Source organism: Nocardioides exalbidus (assembly GCF_900105585.1).
GTDB classification, from domain to species: domain Bacteria; phylum Actinomycetota; class Actinomycetes; order Propionibacteriales; family Nocardioidaceae; genus Nocardioides; species Nocardioides exalbidus.
This window is the reverse complement of the sequence record NZ_FNRT01000002.1, coordinates 87446-101162: the sequence shown is the minus strand read 5'-3', so window position 1 is coordinate 101162 and position 13717 is coordinate 87446. Positions and strand designations below refer to the sequence as shown.

The 13717-nt window shown below is 71.2% G+C and carries 13 protein-coding genes and 3 tRNA genes; 7 read left to right on the top strand and 9 right to left on the bottom strand.

From position 1 onward, the window contains the following. The first annotated feature begins 18 nt into the window (after nucleotides 1–18). From BLV76_RS00875 to BLV76_RS22300, 3 genes are all read left to right on the top strand, one after another. Nucleotides 19–1392, top strand: a complete 1374-nt coding sequence (locus BLV76_RS00875) for a flavin-containing monooxygenase (RefSeq protein ID WP_090967436.1) — start codon at nucleotides 19–21, stop codon at nucleotides 1390–1392. Then, nucleotides 1379–1939: a 1-acyl-sn-glycerol-3-phosphate acyltransferase gene (locus BLV76_RS00870; RefSeq protein WP_245734484.1), complete on the top strand. Its 561-nt coding sequence runs from the start codon at nucleotides 1379–1381 to the stop codon at nucleotides 1937–1939. Before BLV76_RS00875 ends, BLV76_RS00870 begins: the two co-directional genes overlap by 14 nt. Before the next feature lie 82 nt (nucleotides 1940–2021). After that, nucleotides 2022–2171: a GPGG-motif small membrane protein gene (locus tag BLV76_RS22300; protein WP_175539501.1), complete on the top strand. Its 150-nt coding sequence runs from the start codon at nucleotides 2022–2024 to the stop codon at nucleotides 2169–2171. Nucleotides 2172–2366: 195 nt separating this feature from the next. Here BLV76_RS22300 and BLV76_RS00865 read toward each other — a convergent pair. The 4 genes from BLV76_RS00865 to orn form a co-directional block, all read right to left on the bottom strand. Beyond that, nucleotides 2367–2439 (bottom strand) — tRNA-Lys (locus BLV76_RS00865). Between the two features lie 76 nt (nucleotides 2440–2515). After that, nucleotides 2516–4084, bottom strand: coding sequence for a phytoene desaturase family protein (locus BLV76_RS00860; protein WP_090967435.1), 1569 nt, complete (start codon nucleotides 4082–4084; stop codon nucleotides 2516–2518). 93 nt (nucleotides 4085–4177) lie between these two features. Continuing rightward, nucleotides 4178–4253: transfer RNA gene (locus BLV76_RS00855), tRNA-His, on the bottom strand. Between the two features lie 47 nt (nucleotides 4254–4300). Then, on the bottom strand, nucleotides 4301–4957 hold the full coding sequence (gene orn / locus BLV76_RS00850; protein ID WP_090972147.1) for an oligoribonuclease: 657 nt from the start codon (nucleotides 4955–4957) through the stop codon (nucleotides 4301–4303). Nucleotides 4958–5045: 88 nt separating this feature from the next. Between orn and BLV76_RS00845 the strand changes: the two genes are divergently transcribed. Beyond that, on the top strand, nucleotides 5046–5855 hold the full coding sequence (locus BLV76_RS00845; RefSeq protein ID WP_090967434.1) for a DsbA family protein: 810 nt from the start codon (nucleotides 5046–5048) through the stop codon (nucleotides 5853–5855). A 25-nt stretch (nucleotides 5856–5880) separates the two neighbouring features. Then, on the top strand, nucleotides 5881–6897 hold the full coding sequence (locus tag BLV76_RS00840; RefSeq protein WP_217630218.1) for an adenosine deaminase: 1017 nt from the start codon (nucleotides 5881–5883) through the stop codon (nucleotides 6895–6897). A gap of 106 nt (nucleotides 6898–7003) precedes the next feature. On the opposite strand, the gene BLV76_RS00835 is transcribed toward BLV76_RS00840, so the two are convergent. Next, the gene (locus BLV76_RS00835; protein ID WP_175539510.1) at nucleotides 7004–7303 is read right to left on the bottom strand and encodes a group I intron-associated PD-(D/E)XK endonuclease; all 300 of its coding nucleotides are present in this window, start codon (nucleotides 7301–7303) and stop codon (nucleotides 7004–7006) included. A 64-nt stretch (nucleotides 7304–7367) separates the two neighbouring features. On the opposite strand from BLV76_RS00835, the gene BLV76_RS00830 reads away from it, so the two are divergent. Next, nucleotides 7368–7441, top strand: a tRNA-Arg gene (locus BLV76_RS00830). Nucleotides 7442–7512: 71 nt separating this feature from the next. Here the strand turns inward: BLV76_RS00830 and BLV76_RS00825 are convergent. Continuing rightward, nucleotides 7513–8904 (bottom strand): dicarboxylate/amino acid:cation symporter, encoded by a 1392-nt coding sequence (locus tag BLV76_RS00825; protein WP_090967432.1) that lies wholly within the window; start codon nucleotides 8902–8904, stop codon nucleotides 7513–7515. A gap of 272 nt (nucleotides 8905–9176) precedes the next feature. Here BLV76_RS00825 and BLV76_RS00820 point away from each other — a divergent pair, with 272 nt between their 5' ends. Then, nucleotides 9177–9851 carry a hypothetical protein gene (locus BLV76_RS00820; protein ID WP_139306421.1) on the top strand — a complete coding sequence of 225 codons (675 nt, stop codon included), beginning with the start codon at nucleotides 9177–9179 and terminating at the stop codon, nucleotides 9849–9851. Nucleotides 9852–9926: 75 nt separating this feature from the next. Here the strand turns inward: BLV76_RS00820 and BLV76_RS00815 are convergent, their stop codons facing one another. Genes BLV76_RS00815 through BLV76_RS00805 form a run of 3 tightly spaced genes read right to left on the bottom strand, consistent with a single transcriptional unit; the run spans nucleotide 9927 to nucleotide 13460 of the window. Further along, on the bottom strand, nucleotides 9927–11024 hold the full coding sequence (locus BLV76_RS00815) for a PASTA domain-containing protein (protein WP_090967430.1): 1098 nt from the start codon (nucleotides 11022–11024) through the stop codon (nucleotides 9927–9929). A 55-nt stretch (nucleotides 11025–11079) separates the two neighbouring features. Next, nucleotides 11080–12228 carry a methyltransferase domain-containing protein gene (locus BLV76_RS00810; protein WP_245734483.1) on the bottom strand — a complete coding sequence of 383 codons (1149 nt, stop codon included), beginning with the start codon at nucleotides 12226–12228 and terminating at the stop codon, nucleotides 11080–11082. Beyond that, complete coding sequence (locus BLV76_RS00805; protein WP_245734482.1) at nucleotides 12207–13460, bottom strand: aminopeptidase P family protein; 1254 nt, start codon at nucleotides 13458–13460, stop codon at nucleotides 12207–12209. The genes BLV76_RS00810 and BLV76_RS00805 overlap by 22 nt, the downstream gene beginning before the upstream one ends. Between the last annotated feature and the right edge of the window lie 257 nt (nucleotides 13461–13717).

Below are 13717 nucleotides of genomic sequence, written 5' to 3'. Positions count from 1 at the left end.
CGCTGAGCAGGAGGGTCGATGGCCTACCTCGTCAAGCAGTCCCACCGCGCGGCCGCCGTGACCGCACCGGTGCCGGTCGACGAGACCCTGCCGCGCGCGTGCGTCATCGGCGCCGGCTCGTCCGGCATCACCGCGGCCAAGCACCTCCACCTCGCCGGCATCCCCTTCGACTGCTTCGAGCGGGGTCACGACATCGGCGGCACCTGGGTGTTCGACAACTCCAACGGCCAGTCGGCCTGCTACGACACCCTCGAGATCAACACGTCCTGCCCGCGGATGGCGTACTCCGACTTCCCGATGCCCGACGACTACCCCGACTACGCGAGCCACGAGCAGGTCCACGCCTACTTCGAGCAGTACGTCGACCACTTCGGGTTCCGCGACGCGATCACCTTCGACACCACCGTCGAGGATGTCTCGCGCGCCGCTGACGGCCGTTGGGACGTGCGCATCTCCGGGCCCGACGGCACCGAGACCCGCACCTACGACGCGGTGCTCGTGGCCAACGGCCACCACTGGGACGCGCGCTGGCCGGAGCCGGCCTACCCCGGCACCTTCGACGGCCAGCAGATCCACGCGCACGACTACCGCTCGGCCGACCAGCTGGCCGGGCGCGACGTCGTCGTGGTGGGCGCCGGCAACTCGGCGATGGACATCGCCGTGCAGTCCTCCCTCGTGGCGCGGACGACGACGTGGTCGGTGCGGCGGACCGAGTGGGTGCTGCGCAAGTACTTCCTCGGCAAGCCCAGCGACCAGGGCCTCCTGCCCCCGGGGTGGGTGCCGTGGTGGGTCACCGCCCTGAGGCTGCGCATCGGTGCGCTGACGGCGGGCAGCATGACGAAGTACGGCCTCCCGGCACCCGACCACAGGCCCGGCCAGTCGCACCCGGTCCAGTCCGAGCGGATCCGCGAGCGCCTCGACGCCGGCGCCGTCGAGGCGCGACCCGCGATCGAGCGGCTCGACGGTGACCGGGTCGTCTTCGTCGACGGCACGAGCGTGCCGGCCGACCTCGTCGTGTGGGCCACGGGCTACCGCGTCACGTTCCCGTTCCTGTCCGAGGAGCTGGTGCCGGTCCGCGACAACGACCTCCCGCTCTGGAAGCGGGCCGTGCACCCCGACCTGCCGGGCCTGTGGTTCCTCGGCCTGCTCCAGCCGATCGGCGCGGTCATGCCGCTCGCCGAGGCGCAGGCGCGCTGGATCGCCGAGACCCTCTCCGGGCGCTACGTCCTGCCGCCCGCCGACGTGGTCCGGCGGAAGATGGCGGCCGACCACGCCCGCGACACCCAACGGTTCTACGCCTCGCCTCGCCACACGATGGAGGTCGACTTCGACCGCTACCTGTGGGACCTCGAGCGCGAGCTCAAGGAAGGACGTGCTCGTGCTGCGTCGTAACCTCGCCCGCCTCGTCCTGCGCGCCGTCCGGTGGAAGGCGGTGGGGGAGGTGCCGCAGCGCAGCGTGCTGGTCGGTGCGCCCCACACCTCCAACTGGGACTGGGTGCTGACCATGCTGCTCGCCTGGCAGTACGGCATCACCATCCGGCTGCTGGTGAAACAGGAGCTCTTCGTCGGACCGCTCGGCTGGCTCCTGCGCCGCACCGGTGCGGTGGAGCTCGATCGCAAGAACCCTGCCGCGACGATCAAGCAGCTGCTCGCCGAGTCGGAGGGCGACGACCCCTGGCTCATCGGCATCGCCGCAGAGGGCACCCGTTCGCGCGGCGAGTTCTGGAAGTCCGGCTTCTACCGCATCGCCCGCCAGACCGGCCTCCCCGTCACCCTGGCGTTCCTCGACGTGCCCTCGCGCACCGTCGGGTGGGGCCCCACGTTCCACGTGACGGGCGAGGTGAGCGCCGACATGGACGTGCTGCGCGCGTTCTACGCCGACAAGACCGGCTTCAAGCCCGAGGGATTCACACCTCCCCGCCTGCGCGAAGAGGGCTGATAACGAACCCCGCCCTAGGGGTGTGGGCGACTTTCGGACACCTCGCGCAGAGGGCTACGTTGGGTGGACAACTGAAGGGAGCATGAACATGTTGTTTCTGCTGTGGATCCTCGCCGTCATCCTCGTGGTGTCCGGCATCGTGTCACTGGTCCGGGGCCAGATGCTCTGGGGCATCGTCCTGATCATCGTCGGCCTCGCGGTCGGCCCGGGTGGGTACAGCATCTTCAAGTAGCGCCACCACACGTGTGAACGACGAAGGGCCGGTCCTGGTGGACCGGCCCTTCGCGCGTCCGGAGCGGTGGTGCGTCCGGGTCGGTGCAGCGCGGGCTACGACGCCCGGAGGAAGTAGTCCTGACGTGGCACCGGTGGGCGACCTGCCCGTGGCACGACGAAGGGCCGGTCCGAGAGGACCGGCCCTTCGCTCCTGTACGCCATCAGGGACTCGAACCCCGAACCCGCTGATTAAGAGTCAGCTGCTCTGCCAATTGAGCTAATGGCGCGTGCGGTGAAGCGAGAGGAACACTACCTCGTGGTGTCGGGCAGGCGAAATCGAGGGCGTCCTCGCGGCCGGCCCGGTCAGAGCTCGGCGAGCACGGCCTGCGCGGCGTTGTGACCGCCGAGCCCGGAGACCGCACCGCCGCGGCGCGCGCCGGAGCCGCACAGCAGCACCGCGTCGTGCGCGGTCTGCACGCCCCACTGCTGCGCGGGGGTGTCGAGCAGCATCCGCTGCGGCGCCCACGGCCACTCGAGGTCGCCGTGGAAGATGTGCCCGCCCGGCATGGCGAGGTCCTTCTCGATGTCCTGCGGGATCTTGGCCTCGATGCAGGGGTTCCCGTCGGCGTCGCGGGCCACGCAGTCCTCGATCGGCTCGGCCAGCACCGCGTTCAACGACGCGAGGGCCCGCTGGGTGGCGACCTCGCGCGCGGCAGGGTCGGCGTCGAAGATCCCGGCCGGCGTGTGGAGGCCGAAGTAGGTCAGCGTGTGCGCGGAGCCCGCGCGGTCGCCGAGGATCGAGGGGTCGGTGAGGCTGTGGCAGTAGACCTCGCCCGGCATCGGGTCGGGCACCCGGCCCGCGGCGGCAGCGGCGTACGCCGTCTCCAGCTGGCTGTAGTCCTCGGCGAGGTGCAGCGTGCCGGCGAACGCGACGGCCGGGTCGGCCCCGGACCTCAGGGCGGGAAGCCGGTCGAGGAGGAAGTTGACCTTGAGCTGGGAGCCGGCCGGCTTGGTGGCCGTGTCCTCGCCCTCCCCGAGCAGGATCCGCAGCACCCACGGGGCCACGCCCGAGAGCACGCGCCGGCCCGTGACCGACCGCTCGCGCTCGCCGTCGTGCCACGTCACCTCGGCGCCGTCCGACGCAGGCGTGATGCGGCTGACCCCGGCACCGGTGAGGACCTCCGCGCCCGCCTCGACCGCGGACCTGGCGAGCGCGTCGGTGACCGCGCCCATCCCGCCGACCGGCACCCGCCACTCACCCGTGCCATTGCCGATGAGGTGGTAGAGGAAGCAGCGGTTCTGGATCAGCGACGGGTCGTCCATCGAGGCGAAGGTGCCGATCAGGGCGTCGGTCGCGACGACCCCGCGGACGGTGTCGTCGGTGAACCGCTCGGTGACGGTGCGTCCGAGCGGGTGCTCGACGACGTCGGCCCAGGTCCGCTCGTCGACCAGCTCGCGCAGGTCGCGCTCGTGGGGGAGCGGCTGCAGGAGGGTGGGCGCCACGACCTCGGCCAGTCGGCCGACCTCGCCGTAGAACGCCTGCCAGGCGGCGTACTCCTCGTCGCCGCCGGTCAGCTCGCGGAACGACGACCGCGTCGCCTTGCCCTCGGGGCGCTCGACGAGCAGGCCGCCCGTGCGCCCACCGCGCGTCCAGGGGGTGTACGACGCCGTGGTGCGGGAGGCGAGCCGGACGTCGAGGCCCAGGTCGGCCATCAGCTGCTCGGGCATCAGGCTCACGAGGTAGGAGTAGCGCGAGAGCCGGGCCGGCTGGCCGGCGAACGGCTCGACGGAGACCGCCGCGCCGCCGGTGTGGCCGAGGCGCTCGAGCACGAGCACGGACAGCCCGGCACGCGCGAGGTAGGCGGCCGCGACCAGGGCGTTGTGGCCGCCACCGACCACGACGACGTCATAGCTGCTCTTCGCGGGGTGCATCGATCCAACGTAGACCCGCCGGGCGGCGGTGCCCGCGACCGACTCCCGCAAATGCGTCGAGGCCCTGACCACCGGGTCAGGGCCTCGACGTGTTGGGGTGAGTAACGGGACTTGAACCCGCGACATCCGCCACCACAAGGCGGCGCTCTACCAGCTGAGCTATACCCACCATGTCTTCTCGCGCATCACGCGAGGACGACGAGAAGTGTAGGGCACTCAGTCCGTGGAGCCGGAATCGGCAGCCCCACCGGACGGCTCCGTGGGACCGAGGCCGGTCAGCTGGCCGCCGTGACGGGCCGCGATCTCGCGCGCCTGGGCGCTGTCGGGGCCGGGCTGCGGGACGAAGACGGCCTCGCGGTAGTAGCGCAGCTCCTCGATGCTCTCCTGGATGTCGGCGAGGGCGCGGTGGTTGCCGCGCTTGGTCGGCGCGGAGAAGTAGGCGCGGGGGAACCAGCGGCGCGAGAGCTCCTTGATCGAGGAGACGTCGACGATCCGGTAGTGCAGGAACGACTCCAGCGCCTGCATGTCGCGCGCGAGGAACGAGCGGTCGGTGGCGACGGTGTTGCCGGCCAGCGGCGGGCGACTGCCGTCGGCGCAGTGCTCCTTGATGTAGGCCAGCACCTGCTCCTCGGCGTCGGCGAGCGTCGTCCCGCTCGCGAGCTCGTCGAGCAGCCCCGACTTCTCGTGCATGCTGCGGACGAACTCGACCATCTGGTCGAGGGCCTCGTCGGACGGCTTGATGATCACGTCGACGCCCTCGCCGAGGACGTTGAGCTCGAAGTCCGTGACGAGCGCGGCCACCTCGATCAGCGCGTCGGCGCCCAGGTCGAGTCCGGTCATCTCGCAGTCGATCCACACCAGTCTGTCGCTCACGTCGAGCACCCTACCCACCGCCTCCCGCGCCACCTCTCAGGGACGATTAAGGCTCACCTCATAACCTTCGGGTGTTGCACCGATCCCGATGACCGCTCGCACGAAGGACAGCTCGATGGCGCAGAAGAAGAGCAGGAACCCCCAGGACAAGGCCGCCGCGGCCGCCAAGCGGGAGCAGCGCCAGGCCCGCAACGAGCGCGCCAAGGCACTCGCCGAGGAGCGCCGCAAGGCCGCGAAGCGTCGCGAGACGCTGACCCGGTTCGGTGTCGTCGGCGGTGTGCTCGCGGTCGTCGTGGTCGTCGTCCTGCTCTTCACGGTCTTCAACAAGCCCAAGGACGACACCGCGCCGGCGGGCGCGACCAGCGACTACGGTCTGGTCGTCGGCGACGCCGACGCCCCGAGGTCGGTCGTGATCTACGAGGACTTCCTCTGCCCGTTCTGCGGCCAGCTCGAGGCGACCGTGGGCGACCAGCTCAACGAGCAGATCGAGGCCGGTGACGTCCGCGTCGAGTACCGCCCGATCCCGTTCCTCTCGCGCATCAGCGACTACTCGCCCGACGCCGCCAACGCCTTCGCGGTCGTGCTCGACAAGGCCGGCCCCGACGTCGCGAAGAAGTTCCACGACCTGCTCTACGAGAACCAGCCCGAGGAGTCCGGTCCCTACCCGAGCACCGACGACATCGTCGACCTCGCGGTGGAGGCGGGCGCCACCGAGTCCGACGTCCGTCCCGGCATCGAGGACAAGACGTTCGAGGGCTGGGTCGACGCGGCCGGCAATGCCGCGGACGACGCCGACGTGAACTCGACGCCGACCGTGATCGTCGACGGCCAGCGGGTGGAGGGCGCGAACCTCACCATGGCCGACATCGCGCAGGCCATCCTCGGCTCGGGAAGCTGACCCTCCTCCTGAGACACTGCGAGGCGTGAGCCTCCAGAACTTCATCGCCGGCCTCCCGAAGGCCGAGCTGCACGTCCACCACGTCGGGTCGGCGTCGCCGCGGATCGTCTCCGAGCTCGCGGCGCGCCACCCCGGTGCGGGAGTTCCCTCCGACCTGGAGGGCCTCAAGGAGTTCTTCACCTTCCGCGACTTCGCGCACTTCATCGACGTCTACCTCGCCGTGGTCGATCTCGTCCGCACGCCCGAGGACATCCGCCTGCTGACCTACGAGGTCGCCCGCGAGATGGCCGAGGGCCAGAACCTGAGGTACGCCGAGCTCACCTGCACGCCGTACACCTCCGTCCTGCGGGGGCTGCGCATCGAGGACTACACCGAGGCGATCGAGGACGCTCGGGTCGCGGCCGAGCGTGACTTCGGCCTGGTGCTGCGCTGGATCTACGACATCCCCGGAGAGTCGGGCATCCCGGCGGCCGACGCGACGCTGGAGTACGCCCTCGAGCACCGCACGGACGCCCTCGTCGGCTTCGGGCTGGGTGGGCCGGAGATCGGGGTGCCGCGGGCGCAGTTCGCCGAGCACTTCTCCCGGGCGCGTGCGGCGGGCCTGCACTCGGTGCCGCACGCCGGGGAGACCACCGGCCCCGAGACGATCTGGGAGTCGGTCCGACTGCTCGGTGCCGAGCGCATCGGGCACGGGACGTCGGCCGCGCAGGACCCGGAGCTGCTGGCCCACCTCGCCGAGAACGGGATCGTGCTCGAGGTCTGCCCGACCTCCAACGTCGCCACCCGCGCCGTCGACCGGATCGAGGACCACCCGCTCCGTGCCTTCGTCGACGCGGGCGTGACGGTCACGATCAACTCCGACGACCCGCCGATGTTCTCCACGACGCTCACCCACGACTACGAGGTCGCCGCCGAGCTGCTCGGCCTCGACGAGGCCGGAGTCGCTGACCTGGCCCGTGCGGCCGTCGACGCGTCCTTCGCACCCGACGACGTCAAGGTGCGCATCCGCGGCGAGATCGACGCCTACGCCGGCGGGTCCTGAAATCTGTTCGGCCCCGCTACCTCATACGTGGCGGGGCCTGCGTTCATCCTGACGTGGCGACGCCCCGCAGCCGGGGAGGCGGCGGGGCGTGTCGCGCGGGCGATCGTCAGTGCCGCGACTCGGGGGAGTAGATGCAGAGGACGTCGACCTGCGACTTGTCCGACGGCTTCAGGTGCGTGCCGTGGCGATCGGACCAGACCGATCGGAACGCGACGAGCAGCGTCCCGGATCTCGACGACCGGTACTTGACCTGGACCCGGTGGAACACGTCGTCCCGGTAGGCGACCAGGTCGAACTCCGCGTGCTCGGTGGCAGGGAAGAGCACCAGGAATCCACGCTCGACCAGGTCCGCGTGCGCCTTGGCCGTCCCGAGGTCGCCCTTGTCCTTCGTGTGGTGCACCGCCATCCGGGAACACTAGGAGGACTGCGCACGCGGAGGGCAGCCACATGATTGACTTGTGGATGAGCCAGCCCCCGTAGCTCAGCTGGACAGAGCGAGTCACTTCTAATGACTGGGCCGCAGGTTCGAGTCCTGCCGGGGGCGCGCAACGACGTGCTCGGGCCGTCGGACGGCATCGGGCCTGCCTCGCAGGCCCGATGCCACCCGCTGAGCGGTCAGGCGGCGGCGTGCGCCGGCTCCTCGGCGGGTGCGTCCTCGCGCCAGGCGGTGCGGCCGCGCGGGGCGTCGTACGCGTCCTGGTCGATGATGCCCTCGCGCTTGGCGACGATCGTCGGGACGAGCGCCTGGCCGGCGACGTTGACCGCGGTGCGGCCCATGTCGAGGATCGGGTCGATGGCGAGCAGCAGCCCCACGCCCTCCAGAGGCAGGCCGAGCGTCGACAGCGTGAGGGTGAGCATCACGGTCGCGCCGGTGACGCCCGCGGTGGCGGCGGAGCCGATGACCGAGACGAACGCGATCAGGACGTAGTCGGTGATCGAGAGGTCGAGGCCGAAGAACTGCGCGACGAAGATCGCCGAGATCGCCGGGTAGATCGAGGCGCAGCCGTCCATCTTGGTGGTCGCGCCGAGCGGCACGGCGAAGGAGGAGTACGCCCGCGGGACGCCGAGGTTGCGCTCGTTGACCGACTGGGTGAGGGGCATCGTGCCGACCGACGAGCGGGACACGAAGGCCAGCGAGATCGCCGGCCAGGCGCCGGAGAAGAACTGCTTCACCGACAGGCCGTTGGCGCGCAGCAGCACCGGGTAGACGACGAGCAGCACGAGGGCGAGGCCCACGTAGATCGCCACCGCGAAGGTGCCGAGCGACCCGAGGGCGTCCCAGCCGTAGCTCGCCACGGCGTTGCCGAGCAGGCCGACGGTCGCGATGGGGGCGAGCAGGATGATCCACCACAGCACCTTCTGCACGACGGCCAGCGCCGAGCGGACGAAGGCGAGGAACGGGTCGGCGGCCTCGCCGACCTTGAGCGTGGCGATCCCGATCGCGATCGCGACCACGAGGATCTGCAGCACGTTGAAACCCAGGTTCACGCTGCCGTCGCCGCCGGCCGAGCCCTCGAGGCCGAGCACGTTGGCGGGCACCAGCCCGGTGAGGAAGTCGAGCCACGAGCCCTGGGTGCTGGACGCCGTCGCCGCGTCGGCGGCCACGCTGGTGTGGTCGCCGGGGCGCAGCACGAGGCCGAGCGCGATCCCGATCGAGACGGCGATCAGCGCGGTGGCGGCGAACCACGCGAGGGTCTTCCACGCCAGGCGTGCGGCACCGGTGACGTCGCGGAGGTTGGCGATCGAGGCGACGATCGCGAGGAACACGAGGGGCGGGACGATGGCACGCAGCAGCGTGACGAAGGTGCCGCCGATCGTGCTGAGGGTCTCGGTCAGCCAGTTGGGGTCGACCTCACCGGTGGTGGCGTCGACGCCGTCGGCGCCCATGCCGCGGGCGACGAGACCGAGGGCCACGCCGAGCACCAGTCCGATCAGGACCTGGACGCCGAACGAGGGGAGCGCGAAGCGGCGGGTGTGCTGCTCCGGCTCGGTAACAGAAGTATTCATACTGAAAAGATAACCTTTCGGACCGGCACACCGCGATCGCGGGTGCCGCCTGGGGAGTGGAGCGCGGGAGTGGTTCAGGCGGCGGCGCGGGAGGGGCGACACAGCGCGCTCTCCGTGCGGGCGAGGTCGACGGCCCGTCGCTGCGTCAGCAGGTCGCCGACGGACGTCGGGACGGTCGTGGAAGCGGGCACGTCAGGGCCAACCGGACGTTCATCCTTTCGATTCCGTGCGTCGGGTCACACCGGGTCGCGGCGATACCTACGATGCGCGGCATGACCTCACGTGCCGGCGCCAGGATCGCCGCTCTGCTCCTGCCCGCCGCCCTGCTGCTCCCGACCGCAGCGTTCGCCCAGACGGCGTCGTACGACGACGGCGCCGGCGACGCCGAGGCCCTCAACGTGGGTGCCACTCTCGGCGAGCTCATCGGCGGCGCGCCCACGGAGGGGCCGTTCTTCCTCGACGCCCCGGCGGAGACCTCGACCGACATCGTGAGGACCACGATCGACCACGCCACGAAGCGCCTGACCCTGACCGTGCAGTTCCGCGAGCTGGTCGACGTCGAGGAGCACTCGGTCGAGTTCCGCCTCTTCACTCCGCGCGTCCGTTACCTGCTCAACGTCGGAATGTCCGGCGGCCGGACGGAGGCCGACCTGGTCTTGATGGGCTTCAGGGGCAACGGCACCTACCACGCCAACCGGGACCCGCTCCAGCCCTGTCGGTCGGTCCGCGCCCGCTACGACCTCGCGGCGAGCACGCTGACCACCTCGGTCCCCACGGCCTGCATCGGCGCGCAGAAGTGGGTCCAGGTCGCCGCCTTGGCGACCCGTTTCAAGGTGACTCCGCTGGAGGACGGCTCGGCCAACCTCGCCGGCTACGCCGACGATGCCTTCCGCGGTGGCGTGAGCCTGAAGAGCAAGGGTCGCAGCCCGAAGATCCGCCGCGGCTGACCCAGCCCGCCCGTCGTACGACAGAGGCCCGGTCCCCCCACGAGGGGACCGGGCCTCTGCCGTGGGACGAGGTGGCTACGTGCCGACCTTGACCGCGACCTTCGTGCCCTCGCGGGTCTCGACCTTGGCGGGGATCGCCTGGGTGAGCACCGTGCCCCTCTTCGACTTCGCTGCCTTCGCCCTCGACACCTTCCCGAGGTCGCAGCCGGCCTTGTCGAGCGCGGCGGTGGCCTTGGCGAGGGTGAGGCCGGTGAGCTTCGGCACGACGCAGTACGTCGCCGGGACGGGCGTGGGCACGTAGACCGGCACCTGGACCTGCACGGGCACCTGCACCGGGGCCGGCGTCACCGGGGTCGGTGCCGGAGCGCAGGCCGCCGCGACGTCGGTGAAGGCCGAGTCGGTGGCGTTGCCGACCATCGTGTTGCCGCACATGTCGTGGACGGCCGCGTTGGTCTTCACGACGCCGACGTTGTTGAGGCTCAGGCTCGAGCCGGACACCCACACCTCCGAGCCGGGGCCGGCGACGAGCGCCTGGTTGGAGGTGCTGATGTGCGAGCCGCTGAGCACGACGCGGGTGTGCTTCCCGTCGGCCGGCTCCGCGGCCACACCGGCGGTGCAGTTGTTCATGGCGTCGACCCGGTTGAGGGTGACGTCGACGAAGACGTCCGAGCTGGAGCCGCTGACGGGAAGGTTGACGGCCCGCTGGAACCCGGAGATCCGGACGTCGTCGAGGCGCACCGACGTCGCGGCGACCACGTTGACCCCGTTGAGTGACGCGCACCCCGGCACGGAGTCGACCCCGGTGATGTCGACGTCACGCAGCACGACCTCGGCGTCCGGGTTGTTGACCACCACGCCGTTGGTGCCGGAGGCCAGCAGTGACGCCTGTGCGCCGGTGCCGTCGATGACGATCGACTTCGTGATCGTGAGGGCGCCGAAGCCCCCGCTGTCGAGGACGCTGATCGTGCCGCCGGCCGCGGTCTTGGAGATCGCGCCCGCGAAGGTCTTGCACGGCGCGGTCCGTGAGCACGGGTTCGCGTCGTCGCCGACTCCAGAGACCCAGGTGCGGGTCGCCTGCGCGTTGGCGGCGGGGGCGGTGAAGGCGATGAGCCCTGTGGAGACGACGGTCAGCACGGCGGCGGCAGCGCCGCGGCGGAGGAGTGAGGTTCGCACCTCCGGACGATGGCACCAGTGGGCGACCCGCGTGGCGGTTTCGGGCCAACTGGCCTCACCGGTCCAGACGCACGACCACCTCGTAGTGGTCGGTGTGCGGGAACATGTCGAGCACCCGGGCCTCCACCGGCCGCAGCGTGTGCATCAGGGCCAGGTCGCGGGCCAGCGACTCCGCGTTGCACGACGAGTAGACGACGTGTCGCACCCCCGAGGCCTCGAGCCACCCGGCGAGGTCAGCGCCGATGCCGCGGCGGGGCGGGTTCACGACGACGAGGTCGGGGACGTCGTCCTGCTCGAGGGCCCACGCCGTGGCGTCGGCCGCCACGAAGGCGGCGCCCGCCACCTGCGCGCTCCGGGCCGAGCGGATCGCCTCGGCCGAGGCCTCGACGCCGACCACCTCGCGCCCCGGGCCCACGAGGTGCAGCGCGAACCCGCCGACTCCGCAGTAGAGGTCCCAGATGCGGGTGACCTCGAGGTCGCCCACCCAGTCGCGCGCCTGCTCGTAGAGGGACTCCGCGACGAAGGTGTTGGTCTGGAAGAACGACTGCGGACCCAGCCACAGCGTCACCCCGGTGGCGAGCCTCATCGGCATGGTCGACTCCGGCGTCAGCACGATCTCGCGCTCGCCCTCGAGGACCGCCTTGTGCTCGGGCTGGATGTTGAGGGTGACCACCCGCAGCCCCGGCACCGCCTCGCGCAGTGCCGGCAGCCGTGAGCGGATCCGCGCCTCGTGCGCGGTCGACCTCAGCACCAGCCGGAGCATCAGCTCGGCGTCGGGGGACTCGGTCAGCAGGACGTGCTTGAGCTCGCCCGCCCTCGCTCGGACGTCGTACGGCGTCAGGGCGGCGTGGCGGATCCACTCGCCGACCCGGTCGAGCGCCGTCGTCAGGCCGGGGGAGTGCAGGCCGCAGTCACGCAGGTCGACGCCGGCCAGGTCGCGGTCGAGGATCCCGAGCGTCGGCGCCCCCACCGTCCCGCCGACCACCATCTTGGCCTTGTTGCGGAAGCCGGCACCCGCACCCGCGACCGTCGGCAGCCAGGTGGGGCAGTCGACGAGCGAGCGCGCGTGCGCCTCCTTGTCGGAGAGCTGGCGGGCCCGCGGGACCTCGAGCAGGCTGCACGACCGGCACTCGAAGGCGTCGAAGTGGTGGCAGCGGAGGCGGCCGTCGACGGTGACGAGGCTCAGCGCAGCCGTCCCATCCACTCCTCGACGTCGGCAGACGTGCGGGGGAGCGAGGCGGAGAGGTTCCGGTGGCCGTCGGCGGTGACGAGGATGTCGTCCTCGATGCGGATGCCGATGCCGCGCAGCTCCTCGGGGACGAGCAGGTCGTCCTCCTGGAAGTAGAGGCCGGGCTCGACGGTCAGCACCATGCCCTCGGTGAGGTCGCCCTTGGGGTAGATGTCGACCGAGGTGCGGCCGCAGTCGTGCACGTCCATGCCGAGCATGTGCGAGGTGCCGTGCAGCGTCCAGCGGGCGTAGACCTTCGACTCGGGGTCGAGCGCCTCCTGGGCGGAGACCGGCAGCAGGTCCATGTCCTCGAGCCCGTGCGCGAGCACCGCCATCGCGGCGTTGTGCGCGGCCAGGAACGGCACCCCCGGACGTACGGCGTCGATGCCGGCCTGCTGCGCGGCCTGGACCAGGTCGTAGAGCTCGCGCTGCAGCGGCGTGAAGGTGCCGTCGACGGGGAGCGTGCGGGTGACGTCGGCGGTGTAGAGGTTGTGGCCCTCGACACCCATGTCGAGCAGCACGAGCTTGCCGGGCTCGATCGAGCCGGTGTTGTCGATCCAGTGCAGCGTCGTCGCGTGCGAGCCGCCGGCGCAGATCGAGTCGTAGCCGATGTCGTTGCCCATCGCGCGGGCGCGGCGGAAGAAGGTGCCCTCGATCCAGCGCTCGCCGAACTCGCGGACCCGGTCCCACTCGCGCACCGAGTCCTCGAAGCCGAGCGCGGTGATGTCGCACGCCTCCTGCAGTTCGCCGACCTCCCAGTCGTCCTTCACCAGGCGCAGCTCGTCGGCGACCCGGGCGAGGTCCTCGTCCGTCGTCAGGTCGCGGGTCTTGCGGTCGTCGTCCCAGGACGGCAGGTCCTTGACGTGGCGCACCTCGATGCCGAGCGAGTCGGAGATCTCCTGCGCGGACGGGCGGCGGCCGGCCCAGAGCTCGCCGTACTGCCGGTCGCGGAAGAACTCGTCCGTGTCGCGCTCGGAGCGCGGACGCGCGTAGAGCACCGACTCGCCGTCCTCGACGACCAGCACGGCGTCGGAGGTCTGGTTGCCGGTGAAGTAGGTGTGCGCGGTGTCGGGGCGGAAGCGGTAGTCGGTGTCGTTGGCGCGCACCTTGTAGGTGCCGGCGGGAAGCACGAGCCGGTCGTCGGGGAAGGCCTCCGCGAGCTTCGCGCGGCGGGCCGCGGCGAGGTCGGCGACGGGGTGCCGGGGCACGTCGAGGGGGCGGTCCCCCAGCCCTCGCGCATGAAGGCGGCGTAGGCCGCGGGCACGGCCGGGTCGTGCGACTCGGTCTTCGGCTGGTCGCCACCGGTGGCGGTCTCGGCGACGGTCTCGGCAGGGGTCTCGGCAGTCGGCTCGCTCACCCGGCCACTGTACGACGCGGCGCGCCGCGGGCGTCACGCGCCAAGGGCGACCTGACGCCCCTCCGATCCGCGTCGTTCACCCGTCGTACGGGATCGATTCACGCACCA

Excerpts from the sequence above, each read along its gene's own strand:
- BLV76_RS00875 (WP_090967436.1), top strand. The coding sequence starts at position 19 with ATGGCCTACCTCGTCAAGCAGTCCCACCGCGCGGCCGCCGTGACCGCA.
- BLV76_RS22300 (WP_175539501.1), top strand. The coding sequence starts at position 2,022 with ATGAACATGTTGTTTCTGCTGTGGATCCTCGCCGTCATCCTCGTGGTG.
- BLV76_RS00860 (WP_090967435.1), bottom strand. The coding sequence starts at position 4,084 with ATGCACCCCGCGAAGAGCAGCTATGACGTCGTCGTGGTCGGTGGCGGC.
- BLV76_RS00845 (WP_090967434.1), top strand. The coding sequence starts at position 5,046 with ATGACCGCTCGCACGAAGGACAGCTCGATGGCGCAGAAGAAGAGCAGG.
- BLV76_RS00835 (WP_175539510.1), bottom strand. The coding sequence starts at position 7,303 with ATGGCGGTGCACCACACGAAGGACAAGGGCGACCTCGGGACGGCCAAG.
- BLV76_RS00825 (WP_090967432.1), bottom strand. The coding sequence starts at position 8,904 with ATGAATACTTCTGTTACCGAGCCGGAGCAGCACACCCGCCGCTTCGCG.
- BLV76_RS00820 (WP_139306421.1), top strand. The coding sequence starts at position 9,177 with ATGACCTCACGTGCCGGCGCCAGGATCGCCGCTCTGCTCCTGCCCGCC.